Source organism: Dysgonomonadaceae bacterium zrk40, assembly GCA_016916535.1.
Taxonomy (GTDB): domain Bacteria; phylum Bacteroidota; class Bacteroidia; order Bacteroidales; family Dysgonomonadaceae; genus Proteiniphilum.
Genome location: CP070276.1, coordinates 2540688 through 2553869, shown reverse-complemented (window position 1 = coordinate 2553869; position 13182 = coordinate 2540688). Strand labels below are relative to the sequence as shown.

The following is a 13182-nucleotide window of genomic DNA, read 5'->3' as shown; positions in this document are numbered from 1 at the left end:
ACCTTTTAATCATGAGATGAAATTAAATCGGTTGTAGTAATCGATGGTATCTTTGGTGAGGATATCCAGACTGACATAGTTCTGTACTTTTACGAATCCCCTGTAAATGAGGTACTCCAATAATGTCTTCATGGCCAAAAATCCCTGTCGTTCGGGCTCCTGACCGATTAGGAAATCAATAACACCATTTCTGAGCCCCTCCACATTTGGTCGCGTAATGTCCACACATATCAACCGGACATCTTTTATCGACTTCCTGTAGAAATAGTCAGCGAGTATGCCTCCCCGGGAGTTGAGCACCACCACTCCCCCAAAATCGTGCTCCCCCTGAAAATAGTGATCAAGTTGCTGGTCATTATTTTCTGGTTCCATTGCAGTAAAGGGGATCCGCACAATTTCCGAGGAGATATCATTATCACTCAGATAATCTGCAAAACCCTTCTTGCGGAGGATACTGGTATTGGCACTCTCATCACCGATGCGCACCGCCTGCAGCATCCCGATGCGGCATCCCATTGTTGTGATGGAGGTGATCAGTCGGGCTATTAGATAACCGCAGACATAGTGGTCTGATGTGAAATAGGCCAGTGGTGCAGTATCTTCTACTGTCGAGTCTACAAATAAATAGGGAATCTCACGCTCTTCAAGCTTTCTGACCAACTTTAGCGTCTCTTCCTTGAAAGTGGTACCGATGATTACAGCATCGGTATCCATTTCTGCAATCTCGTCATAGACCCGTCGGCAAGAATTGATGTCATACTGGTTATAGGTATATACGGAACACTTGATGCGGATATTTTCATACACCTGGATTGCTTTACGAATTCCCATGTGGATGCTCTCCCAATACTCTCCCTCCATCACGTCGGGGGTGGTGATGATCACCTTGTACTTCCGACGTAAAGAGAGTCCGGTGATGTGGATATTGGGTTTGTAGTTCACTTTCTTCAACACCTCCTCAACAGCCTGACGGGCGGTCTCCGACACACGTCCCCTATTGTGAATAATACGGTCGACGGTACCAGGTGAAACCCCTGACATTTCAGCAATATCCTTGATACGAATTTTTCCTTGCATGGACATTTTATTGCAAATCACTTGCTATCACTTGAAACCCAACGAATCTTAGACTATAGAACCTTTTCTTAATACTGAAAATATTTGGTTCACTGAATCAGTAATTGAATTCTCTGTAAAAATCAATCGTTTCCCGGGTCAATATATCCAGGCGTACGTAGTTTCGTTGTTTCACCGGCTTTCTGTATATCATGAACTCTATCATTGTCTTCATGGCTAGAAAACCCTGGTGTTCGGGTTCCTGACCTATCAGAAAATCTATATATCCCTCACGCAATCCTTTCACATTGGATACCGTAAGGTCAACACCTATCAGGTGAATATCTTTGATGCCATTCCTGGCGAAATAGTCTGCCAATAACCCTCCTCGTGAGTTGAAGAAGACTACACCACCCACCGAATGCTTGCTTTGGAAAAAATCGGACATCCAGGCCTCATTTTTCTCCGGTTCAAAGGCAGAAAATGGGATTTTTAAGATGCTGTTTGCGATCTTCTTCTCCTCCAGATAGTCATGAAATCCTTTCTTTCGGAGGATACTGGTGTTGGCGCTCTCATCGCCAATCCGCACAGCTTGCGACATGCCTATATCGGAGCCTGCAGGGATGATGGAGGTGATCAGCTTGGCCATCAGATAACCGCACATGTAATGATCGGAGGTGAAAAATGCCAGTGGTGAACTGTTGTCCATGGTAGAATCCACAAAGATATAGGGAATCCCCCGCTCTTCAAGCAATCGGGTGAGCCGGAGTGTTTCCTCCTTAAAGGTGAGCCCTATGATCACCCCATCGGCATCGATTTCAACAATACGGTCATATACCTCACGACAGGAGTAAACATCAAATTCATTGTATGTGTGCACCAGACACTTCACGCGTATATTCTCATATTCCTCAAGTGCATGTTGAATCCCGGAATGTATGCTATCCCAATACTCCCCCTCGGTAACACTTGGTGTTGTTATCACCACCTTGTATTTTCGCTTCAGTGATAACCCGGAAATGTGGATGTTGGGCTTGTAGTTCACTTTCTTCAGCACCTCCTCAACTGCTTTACGGGCAGATTCTGATACATTTCCCCTGTTATGCAGGATTCTGTCGACAGTGCCGGATGAGACGCCTGCCATTTCTGCAATATCCTTGATACGGGCTTTGCGTTGCATTTCGGTTCTTTTAAAGGTCAATTTTCCAATAAAACTACAATGAATGTACAATCCATTAGTTTTCATTGCAAAGAAACAAACTTTTTCTCGAATTCCATAAAATAAACATTCTGTTCCACTCATTCTCTCTCTGTTTCAGGTTGCAAAATGAAATAAATCAGCTATATTTGCAGCTACTGGTCTCAGATACCATTGAAAATAAACAGTTTGATTCACATGAAACATGTCACATCACTTTTGATTCTCTCTATGATGAGCCTTATGCTTTTCCCACAGGAATCGCAGGACTATTTTCCCGATCAGCAACTTACAACGGTCGGCGCCTACTACTATCCGGAGCATTGGGAGGAATCGCAATGGGAAAGAGATCTGATGAAGATGGCAGAGATGGGATTTGAGTTCACCCATTTTGCCGAATTTGCCTGGGCTCAACTAGAACCCGAAGAGGGCGTATACAACTTCGGATGGCTCGACAGGGCCATTTCTCTGGCTGCCAAACATAATCTCAAGGTGATTCTCTGTACCTCAACCGCTACCCCACCTGTCTGGCTTGTACGTAAACACCCTGACATCCTCATTACAAACGAAGATGGCACACGCTATGACCATGGTTCGCGACAGCATGCCTCTTTCTCCAATGAGTACTACCGCACCTATTCCATGAAAATGATCTCCGAACTGGCAAAACGTTACGGAGAGGATGAAAGGGTCATCGGCTGGCAACTGGACAACGAACCCCGCTCAACCGTTGATTATGGTGCTGATGCGCTCAAACGCTTTCGTCGGTGGCTGAAGGAGAAATACAAAGAAATTCAATCGCTGAATCATGCATGGGGTACCAACTTCTGGAGTGGCACCTATAACAATTTCAGTGAAATAAACCTGCCAAAACATGGGCAATGGGGCATGAACCTCTATCAGCGGCTCGATCACAGTCGTTTCTGCGACGAGGAAACGAGCACTTTCCTCGACGAGCAGGCACGCACACTGCGGCAACACATCTCACCCCAACAGTGGATCACCACCAATTTCATTCCGATGTATGATGCTCGTTTCATCGGTGCAGACAAAGAACTCGATTTCATTAGCTATACCCGCTACATGGTTTACGGGGAACACAAGGGTATCGGTGAGAAAGGGTACCGCGTGGGTGAATACTCTCGGATTGCAATGGCCAACGACTATTTCCGCCCCCTTTCGCCCCTCTATGGGGTCATGGAGCTGCAGCCGGGGCAGGTGAACTGGGGAACGGTCAATTCACAACCGATGCCCGGTGCCGTGCGTCTCTGGCTCTGGCATGTCTTTGCCGGAGGAAGCCGTTTTACCTGTACATACAGGTTCAGGGCACCTATCTATGGTTACGAACAGTACCATTACGGCATCGTGGGTCCCGATGGTGTCACTCCCACCGGCGGTGGCATCGAATACCAGCAGTTTATCAGTGAGATCGGATTGCTCAGGAAAAATGCTTCACTTCATCAGCAGCCAGAACCATATCTAAAGAGAAAAACAGCCATTCTCTATAATCCTGACAACACTGTAGCCATCGAACAGAACAAACAGACACAGCACTGGAACACCGAAGCACATCTGTTGAAATACTATCGCGCGCTGAAATCTTTCGGTGCCCCCGTCGATTTCATCCGTGAGAACGCTGATTTCACTGCATACCCTGTGATAGTAGTACCTGCCTACCAACAGATGAGCCTCGAGCTAATCAGAAAACTGACCCAATACGCTGAAAACGGAGGGAACCTGATCATCTCCTGTAGGAGCGGTCACCAGAACGAACTGGGTCACCTCTGGGAAGCAAAGCACGCAGAGCCCATCTACGAACTGATTGGTAGCGAGATTGCTTTCTATGATCTGCCACAATCCTTCGATCCGGGAACAGTGGAGATGGATGGCAACAAATATAGCTGGAACAGCTGGGGCGACATCCTGCAACCATCGAGTGAGACTGAAAGCTGGGCATCTTACCAAGGTGATTTTTATGCCGGCAAAGCGGCTGTCACCTTCCGACAATTTAATGAGGGCAGCGTTAGCTACGTGGGTGCCGACAGCCAAAAGGGTGATCTGGAACTGGCCGTCCTAAAGAAAGTGTTCAATCGTCTTGATATTCCGGTTGAAAACTATCCTCCGGGAATTATTGTCGAATACCGCGATGGCTTCGGAATTGCAATGAATTACAGTGATTCTGCCTATACAATAGACCTGTCAAAAGATACGGAAATTTTAATTGGAGAAAAGGAGATTCCTACTGCTGGAGTACTGGTCTGGAAAATTAACTAACAGGTAGACGGCATATGATTAACGATTCATGAATAGAACATTATGTGCACGTGCACAGCGCTACAAATAAGTTTCAGAGTACCGGAAAATCATAACAGACGCTGTATCTGCATTACATCTGTTTAAGAGTTTAAGCAAACCAATAATAGAACTTTAATAAATAAAATACCAAATTTAAAAAGGAATGAACAAACAAATTATCTGGATTCTATTTATTGCGGGAATCTTTAGCATGTCAGGCTGTAAGGAAAAATATGCCCATCCATTTCAAAATCCTGACCTTACAGTGGAGGAGCGGGTTGACAACCTGATTAGCCTGCTTACACTGGAAGAGAAGGCCGGTATGATGGTAAACGCTTCTAAACCGGTACCCCGGTTGGATATACCTGCTTACGACTGGTGGAATGAAGCACTGCATGGTTTGGGACGTGCAGGACTGGCAACCGTATTTCCTCAGGCAATTGGGATGGCTGCCACCTGGAACGAAAAGGGGCACCTGGAAACATTCAACATCATTTCAGACGAAACAAGGGCCAAACACCATGAAGCTGTAAAGAACAACAACCGGGACAGGTATTATGGACTCAGCCACTGGACTCCCAACATCAACATCTTTCGTGACCCCCGCTGGGGTCGGGGACAGGAGACCTATGGAGAGGATCCATTCCTGACAGCACGACTGGGCGTTGCCGCCGTGAGAGGTCTGCAGGGTGACGATCCCGATTATTTCAAAACCTATGCCTGTGCCAAGCATTTTGCCGTGCACAGCGGCCCAGAGTGGAACCGTCACTCCTACGACGCTTCCGTGTCGGGACGAGACCTATGGGAGACCTACCTGCCGGCATTTAAGGCACTGATCGATGAGGGAAATGTGAAGCAGGTGATGTGTGCCTACAATGCCTTTGAGGGTGAACCCTGTTGCGGCAGCAGCAGGCTGATGCTGGACATCCTTCGTGGAGAATGGGGTTACAATGGCATGGTAGTCTCCGATTGCTGGGCAATCAACGATTTTTATATTCCTGAGAATCATGGCACCCATGCCGACCCTCAATCAGCTGCTGCCGATGCGGTAATTCACTCAACCGACCTGGAATGCGGCAGTACCTATGAGGAACTGGTAAAAGCTGTGGAAGAGGGCCTGATCACAGAAGATCAGATCGATGAGTCGCTCCGCCGAATATTGAGAGGCTGGTTTGAGCTGGGGATGCTTGATCCTGTGGAAAGAGTGCCCTGGAGTAACCTTTCACCCGATGTAATTGACTCTGATAAGCACCGGGAGATGGCTCTGCGTGTGGCAAGGGAGTCGATGACCCTGTTAAAGAACAACAATGATCTCTTGCCGCTGAGCAAAAATCTGAAACGGGTGGCGGTAATTGGTGCCAATGCGGCCGACAGTGTGATGCTGTGGGGTAACTACAACGGATTCCCCTCTTCCACGGTGACCATTCTCGATGGTATCCGTGCCAAGCTACCCAACACCGAAGTCATCTATGAAAGAGGTTGTGACCTGGTTGATCCCTGGGTGCGCACCTCGCTCTATGAACATTTCACCACTGATAATGAGAACGGAAAGGGGATGCAGGTCGCCTTTTACAACAACAACCAGTTTGAAGGGAGTCCCGCATACACCGAAGTGAACAGTGAAGGAATCCGCTACAACAACTCAGGCGGCACGGCACTTGCTCAGGGAGTGAACATGGAAAACACCTCTACTCGCATTACCGGCTCTTTCAAGGCTCCTTACAGTGGTGAAGCAGTTTTCTCCGTCAGCACTTCCGACAGCTACACCCTTTCCGTGGATGGAAAAGAGGTGTTGTCATGCAGCGGACGTGAGGCCTATATCCCCTCTGAATTTAGCTTACAGGCGGAAAAGGGAAAGATCTACGAGGTTAAACTGGAACATGCACAGACCGGTCGACGCATGAGCATCGATTTCTCCGTATTTAAAAAAGAACTGGCACAATTCGATGAATTAACTGAAAGACTCAAAGAGGTGGATGTCATCATTTATGCCGGGGGACTCTCACCACTCCTTGAAGGTGAAGAGATGCCGGTGAATGCAGAAGGATTCAAGGGTGGTGACCGTGAGTGGATAGAATTACCCGAGGTACAAAGGCGCATGCTGGAGAGCTTGAGGAAAACGGGCAAACCGGTCGTATTTGTGCTCAACTCAGGCAGTGCGATAGCCTTGGAACAGGATGAGAAGCATTATGACGCACTGCTGGCTGCATGGTATGGCGGTCAGGCAGCCGGTACCGCCGTTGCAGATGTGCTCTTTGGCGATTACAATCCTGCAGGGAGACTACCGGTTACATTCTACAAATCGACTGCACAACTCGACAATGCCCTTAAACCTGCAGACAATCCGGAACATAAAGGTTTTCAGAATTACAACATGGATGGACGCACCTATCGTTACATGCAGGAGGAACCTTTATATCCCTTCGGACATGGGCTGAGCTATTCCAGCTTCCGTTATGGCGATGCAGTTCTCAGCGGTAGAGAGGTAGATATCAAGGAAGGGCTCACGGTGAAGGTTCCTGTCACCAACACCTCCGATCGAAGTGGTGATGAGGTGGTACAACTTTATGTGAAAAGAAACAATGATCCACAAGCTCCGATGAAATCTCTCCGGGCATTCCGACGCCAACACATTGCAGCGGGTGAAACGGTTGAGGTGGAACTGACCGTAGATCCCGATGCATTCCTGTTTTATGATGAAAGTAAAGCGGGTCTGGTAGCCAAAGAGGGTAGTTACACACTTTTTTATGGAAGCAGTTCATCTGAAAAAAGCCTGAAGAGCGTGGATATTGAAGTGAACTGATTGATCAGAAGAAGAGATGCAGATGAAATCAGTGAGAATAGCGAGCGGGATATGCAATTTGTTTGCGATGCAATTACCGAAAATAGATACAATTCATCCGTACGGAAAGAATAATGCACCCCATATTCAATTTTCTGCACCCCTGAGAGAAGGATTTCACCTACTTTTACCAGGTGTTCATCCTTGTATGAACAGACAATGAATTACAAACAATGAATGATTAACAGATTATGAAAAATGCGATGAAATTATTTTTTTCTTTCCTTTTCCTCTGCTCATTATTGGCAAAAGGGCAAGAAACAGTTCAGCTGCCCGAAGGAACTCTTCCCAATGAATTCAACATAGTGGGAGCCGAGTATCCCCGCGTTGGCAAAGATGGACGCACCTACTTTAAAGTACACGCACCCGACGCCAACAAAGTAGAGATCAGCTTTCGGGGTGAAATGGAAAAAGGAGAAGATGGCTTTTGGACCCTGGTCTCACAAGAGCCGGAGGTAGTGGGTTTTCACTACTATCAGGTGATTATCGACGGTGTAAGTGTGGCCGATCCGAATGGCAAACCGGTCTTCGGTATGGGCAAATGGGTCAGCGGTATTGAAATCCCGGAAGAGGGAGGTGATTACTACAAGCCACAGGCGAATGTTCCCAAAGGAAGGGTCAGCGAAAGCTGGTACTTCTCTGAAGTGCGCAATGAATGGCGTCGTTGTTTCGTCTATACACCTGCCTGTTACGAAAAAGAGCCGGAACACAAGTTCCCTGTTTTATATCTGCAGCATGGTATGGGTGAAAATGAAACCAGCTGGTCCAACCAGGGTCGGATGAACTTCATCATGGACAACCTGATTGCGTCGGGGGAAGCAAAACCGATGGTGGTGGTGATGGATAACGGCAACATCGAAAACTTCAGCACGCTGCCCGGTGAAAATCCCAATGAAGCAAGAGCAAGATTTGGTGCCGACTTCTCCTCCATCCTGCTGAATGAGATCATCCCCCACATTGAATCGAGCTTCAGAGTGCTGACCGACCGTGACAACAGGGCGATGGCAGGACTCTCCTGGGGAGGATTGCAGACCTTTAACATCACACTGAACAACCTCGATAAATTCTCCTACATTGGCGGATTCAGTGGGGCAGGGATGATCAACACCAATGAATTGGATCAGGCATACAATGGAGTCTTCAAAGATCCCGCTGCATTCAATGAGAAAGTTCATGTATTCTTTATGGGTATAGGCTCCGAAGAACGCCCTGAACGTACCAGAAATCTAAGTGAGTCGCTGAAAAATGCGGGCATCAACAACGTTTATTACGAATCTCCGGGAACAGCGCATGAGTTCCTCACCTGGCGCAGATGTCTGAAAGAGTTCGTCCCGCTGTTGTTCAAATAGAAACCAACCGTAAATCAGCTTAGATGCTTTCCTAAAACTATTCGGGATTCAAGTGATCCCGAATAGTTTTAATTACGGCAATATCATACGATGAAAACTCTGGTAAAATGGATTATGACGGCAATCATGTCAATTGCCGCAATGCAAGCCAATGCATTCAACTCCGAAATCTTTCAGATCAAATTGTCCGATGGTGTAACAACAACAGTCAGACTCGCACTCCCGGAAGAAGGAAAGATCGACCGGATTGTTTTTGCAGTGCACGGCACCGGACCATACACATATCTGACCCGAAGAGATGGTTTCAATTACTATGATGTATTGGCGGAAGGTTTTTGTGGGAAAGGAACCGGTTTCTTTACCTACAATCGCCGTGGGGTTGATTTAGGCGATCAGGCACCTTGGTTTGACACGGTGGACAGCACTCAATACGCCAAATATCAGCCCCATATCGAAGCCGACGATATTGAAACCATGATTGCATTCCTGAAGAATGATCATCGCTTCAGTGATTGTAAAATAATTCTCTACGGTATAAGCGAAGGTACAATCATCGCCTCCATGGTTGCCGAACGGAATAAGGTAATGATCGATGCATTGCTCTTACACGGATATGCTCATGATAACATGTTTGATATTATCAAGTGGCAAAACAATGGCAACGGTGTAATGATCATGATCAAATCGGTATTCGACAGCAACGATGACAATGCGGTGGATAGAGAGGAATATGAACTTGAAGATGCTACAGTGTCTGCATACAGAGGCTACTTGTTCAACAATCTGCCATTTGATTCGGTCGATGTGGTAAAAGACAATGCAATTGACATCAGAGACATCAACAAAATGCGGGAACCAGTTCAACAGATCCTCATGAAGAAGATTGCAGAAAATGAAGAAGATTGGATATGGAACAACTATTTTAGGGTACCCGTTAACTGGTTCAAAGAACATTTTGCACTTGAGCCCAACAAAACGAGACTCACCAGAGTAAAAATCCCCATCTATCTGTTTCATGGGAGAGATGATTCAAATGTTCCGGTTGAGGGGCTCTTCGACCTTGAAGAGCGGTTTCGGGCATGTCAGAAATCAAATCTGAAGATCTTTGTTTTTGACAAACACAACCATGATTTGAATTTTCAGGAGTGGGTTGCAACAAAGAGCTATTCAGAAGGATTGCAAAAGTTGTTTGAAATCTCGGTTGAAATTTAGGGTTGAACCACCTTGGCCCACTTTTGTAAATGTTACGCATAAGAATAAATGAAATGAATTAAATATGAAACGAATTCTATTTACCGCACTCCTTTCGGTCTATGGTTTTGTTACCTGCTTCGGGCAAAATAGCGAAAGGCAGTGGCTCAACCTGAATTATGCCGGAGATGAAAAGGAATATCACAACCTTGACATCTATCTCCCCCAAACGGAAGAACCTGCTTACAAAGCAATAGTTGTCATTTACGGCAGTGCATGGTTTGGGAACAACATGAAACAATTCGCATTCGACGCTTTGGGGAAGCAACTCCTCGAAGGCGGATTCGCTGTGATTGCCATCAACCACCGATCAAGTTCAGATGCTCCCTATCCGGCACAGATCAATGATGTGAAGTCTGCCATACGTTTTATCAGGGCAAATGCTACCCTCTACAATATCGATGCTTCTTTTATCGGCATCACAGGTTTTTCTTCGGGAGGACATCTCGCATCTCTGGCAGGCACTACGAACGGTGTAAAAGAGTATAGTATCAACAACACGACGGTTGATATCGAAGGGAATGTGGGGCCACATCACTCTGTCAGCAGTGCAGTCAGTGCTGTAGTCGACTGGTTTGGGCCCATTGATATGTTGCTGATGGATGAATGCAAGGGTCCCAAAGGGAATGATTCTCCCGAAGCAGCACTGATCAGGGGAAATCCGGCCGACAACCCTGACATGATTGCATTGCTCAATCCCATCACCTTTTTAGATGAAGCTGATCCTCATTTTCTGGTGATACATGGTGCTGCCGACAATGTGGTACCACACTGCCAAAGTGAACTCTTCGCTGCGGCATTGAAAGAGAATAAATTGCTGAATCAATTGATATCCGTTCCTGAAGGCCAGCACGGCCCTGTAACTTTTAACGAACATACTTTTAAGACAATGGTCCGTTTCTTTAGGGAAGAAGCGGAAAAACAGAACCTTTCAACTAAAAGATAAACAACATTAAACATGAACATGAAACTAAGAGCAACGCTTCTATTGGCCTTCACTCTTCTCATCACTGCATCCGGACTGAAAGCACAAAACGGAAGAGCATGGAGCCAGGAACCGGAAACAGTAGCCAGTGATACGGCACGAAGCCTCAATCACTATTTTATTCCTGCCTCACCTGCCCCGATAACACCAGATGATGAGGGATTCATTCAACGTTGGTTGCTACTGGAACCAATTGAGAAACAAATCCGGAGCAACACGCTCTTCACTGACAGCTATTTGAGAAATGCATTTGACACCCTCTATTTTCACAATCAGTTCACACTGCTTCCCAAAGATGGAGAGAAAGTGAAAGTGGGCAATCAGGAGCTCACCTGGCATGCACTTGACAGCAAACTTTTCAACATCAAACTGTTTCGCTTTGCCTACGGATTGTATAAACCCACTTATGGAGTACTCTTCTGGGCTGTAACCGTAATCGACAGCCCTGAAGAGATGAAAAATGTCAGGATCTCAGCCGGTTCCAACTCTGCTTCCATGTGGTGGTTGAACGGAGAGGAAGTTTTGTTGCTTTCTGGTGACAGGCGCATGGTGATGGATGATGCGCTCTCCCGCCGTCTGACACTCAAAAAAGGAAGAAACATCATTCGAGGTGCCGTCATCAACGGCCCGGGGATGAGCGATTTCTGTGTACGTATCCTCGATGAGAATGGAGAACCAGTTAAAAACATCAATATCAGTTGTCAGTAACAACTTTAAATTGCATCATTATATGAATTTATATAACAACATCAAAACAGCACTTGTAATTTTATCAATTGTCACTACCGGGACAATAAAAGCACAGGTGGGTAAACCTTTTATTCACGACCCTTCTACCATCATGGAATGTGAGGGTAAATATTATACCTTCGGCACTGGTGGCGGCGGTTTGATATCGGATGATGGTTGGAACTGGCAGGGTGGTGCCGTAAGACCCGGAAGAGGGGCTGCACCCGATGCCATCAAAATCGGTGACCGCTATTTGGTTGTCTATGGTGCAACTGGAGGCGGTCTGGGAGGTGGTCATAACGGCAGAATATTGACCATGTGGAACAAAACCCTGGACCCCTCATCTCCTGATTTCAAGTATACGGATCCCATACTGGTTGCGCAATCCGATGGTGTGGAAGACAACGATGCCATTGACCCGGGGTTGCTGCTCGATCCAAACACCGGTCGATTATGGTGCTCTTACGGTACCTATTTCGGATTTATCCGACTCATAGAGCTCGATCCCGAAACGGGTGAGCGGGTAGAGGGGAATGAAGCGATTGATATTGCGATTGACTGTGAGGCTACCGATCTGGAGTACCGTGACGGATGGTATTATCTCCTCGGTACACACGGCACCTGTTGCGATGGACCCAATTCCACCTATAACATCGTCGTGGGCCGTTCGAGAGAAATTACGGGACCCTATCTCGACAACATGGGAAGAGAGATGTTGAAAGGTGGCGGCAAAATGCTCCTTGCTGCAAGAGAAAAACTTATCGGACCGGGACACTTCGGACGTGTCATATTGGAAGATGGTGTGGAAAAGATGTCCTGCCATTACGAGGCTGATCTGGACCAGGGGGGACACAGTGTGCTGGGCATCCGTCCTTTGCTCTGGGAAGATGGATGGCCTGTCGCGGGAGATAATTTCAAGGATGGAACCTATAAGATTGAATCTGTAAGAAGAGGCTACTCGCTTGAACTGGCAGTAGATTTTGTTCGGATGCCCGGCAGAATACGTCGTTTCAACCATGACAACGATGAACCAATTCATCCGATTCCGGCACAACAGCTGTCTGATGTCATCGATAGCTGGCCTGCCGGCAACATTGAGGTAAGAATTGGTGACTACATGGTACGCCCTCATCAGCGCTGGACCATCACAGCAGTGCCGGAGGCAGGGGGTTATCTGGGCGGTCCCTATTACAAAATCACCATTGCCGACACCGATAGGGCTCTGGCAGCCACTGCGGATGCAGAGGTAACCACTGTCCCGGCATTTACCGGTGCAGCGGAACAGCTCTGGCGAATCGATCAGTTGACAGATGGTACTTATCGCATCATGCCAAAGATGATTCCCAATTGTAACGAGCAGTTGGTTCTGGTATCATCGGGTGACAGTACCCCCACCCTTGCGAAATTTGACATGAAGAGTGACAACGCAAAATGGAACTTTAAAAACCACTAGTGATAAATATTTACGGATCTCAAC

The 13182-nt window shown here is 46.9% G+C and carries 8 protein-coding genes and 1 pseudogene; 7 read left to right on the top strand and 2 right to left on the bottom strand.

Annotated elements, in window-relative coordinates:
• Positions 1-9: 9 nt before the first annotated feature.
• Together JS578_10620 and JS578_10615 are read right to left on the bottom strand one after the other, a co-directional pair.
• Positions 10-1077 (bottom strand): substrate-binding domain-containing protein, encoded by a 1068-nt coding sequence (locus tag JS578_10620; protein QRX63308.1) that lies wholly within the window; start codon positions 1075-1077, stop codon positions 10-12.
• Between the two features lie 97 nt (positions 1078-1174).
• Complete coding sequence (locus JS578_10615; protein QRX63307.1) at positions 1175-2236, bottom strand: LacI family DNA-binding transcriptional regulator; 1062 nt, start codon at positions 2234-2236, stop codon at positions 1175-1177.
• A gap of 216 nt (positions 2237-2452) precedes the next feature.
• On the opposite strand from JS578_10615, the gene JS578_10610 reads away from it, so the two are divergent.
• The 7 genes and pseudogenes from JS578_10610 to JS578_10580 all read left to right on the top strand — a co-directional run bounded on the left by JS578_10610 (position 2453) and on the right by JS578_10580 (position 13158).
• On the top strand, positions 2453-4528 hold the full coding sequence (locus tag JS578_10610) for a beta-galactosidase (GenBank protein QRX63306.1): 2076 nt from the start codon (positions 2453-2455) through the stop codon (positions 4526-4528).
• Positions 4529-4712: 184 nt separating this feature from the next.
• Positions 4713-7352 carry a glycoside hydrolase family 3 C-terminal domain-containing protein gene (locus tag JS578_10605; protein QRX63305.1) on the top strand — a complete coding sequence of 880 codons (2640 nt, stop codon included), beginning with the start codon at positions 4713-4715 and terminating at the stop codon, positions 7350-7352.
• Between the two features lie 230 nt (positions 7353-7582).
• Complete coding sequence (locus tag JS578_10600; GenBank protein ID QRX63304.1) at positions 7583-8740, top strand: esterase; 1158 nt, start codon at positions 7583-7585, stop codon at positions 8738-8740.
• A 90-nt stretch (positions 8741-8830) separates the two neighbouring features.
• The gene (locus JS578_10595; GenBank protein ID QRX63303.1) at positions 8831-9952 is read left to right on the top strand and encodes an alpha/beta hydrolase; all 1122 of its coding nucleotides are present in this window, start codon (positions 8831-8833) and stop codon (positions 9950-9952) included.
• 64 nt (positions 9953-10016) lie between these two features.
• Positions 10017-10937, top strand: a complete 921-nt coding sequence (locus JS578_10590) for an alpha/beta hydrolase (GenBank protein ID QRX63302.1) — start codon at positions 10017-10019, stop codon at positions 10935-10937.
• A 153-nt stretch (positions 10938-11090) separates the two neighbouring features.
• Positions 11091-11684, top strand: a pseudogene (locus tag JS578_10585) (acetylxylan esterase).
• Between the two features lie 22 nt (positions 11685-11706).
• The gene (locus JS578_10580; protein ID QRX63301.1) at positions 11707-13158 is read left to right on the top strand and encodes a family 43 glycosylhydrolase; all 1452 of its coding nucleotides are present in this window, start codon (positions 11707-11709) and stop codon (positions 13156-13158) included.
• Positions 13159-13182 lie beyond the last annotated feature (24 nt).

What these genes read in the sequence shown, in the direction of transcription:
- JS578_10620 (QRX63308.1), bottom strand. Translation starts at nt 1,077, where the DNA reads ATGCAAGGAAAAATTCGTATCAAGGATATTGCTGAAATGTCAGGGGTT.
- JS578_10615 (QRX63307.1), bottom strand. Translation starts at nt 2,236, where the DNA reads ATGCAACGCAAAGCCCGTATCAAGGATATTGCAGAAATGGCAGGCGTC.
- JS578_10610 (QRX63306.1), top strand. Translation starts at nt 2,453, where the DNA reads ATGAAACATGTCACATCACTTTTGATTCTCTCTATGATGAGCCTTATG.
- JS578_10605 (QRX63305.1), top strand. Translation starts at nt 4,713, where the DNA reads ATGAACAAACAAATTATCTGGATTCTATTTATTGCGGGAATCTTTAGC.
- JS578_10600 (QRX63304.1), top strand. Translation starts at nt 7,583, where the DNA reads ATGAAAAATGCGATGAAATTATTTTTTTCTTTCCTTTTCCTCTGCTCA.
- JS578_10595 (QRX63303.1), top strand. Translation starts at nt 8,831, where the DNA reads ATGAAAACTCTGGTAAAATGGATTATGACGGCAATCATGTCAATTGCC.
- JS578_10590 (QRX63302.1), top strand. Translation starts at nt 10,017, where the DNA reads ATGAAACGAATTCTATTTACCGCACTCCTTTCGGTCTATGGTTTTGTT.
- JS578_10580 (QRX63301.1), top strand. Translation starts at nt 11,707, where the DNA reads ATGAATTTATATAACAACATCAAAACAGCACTTGTAATTTTATCAATT.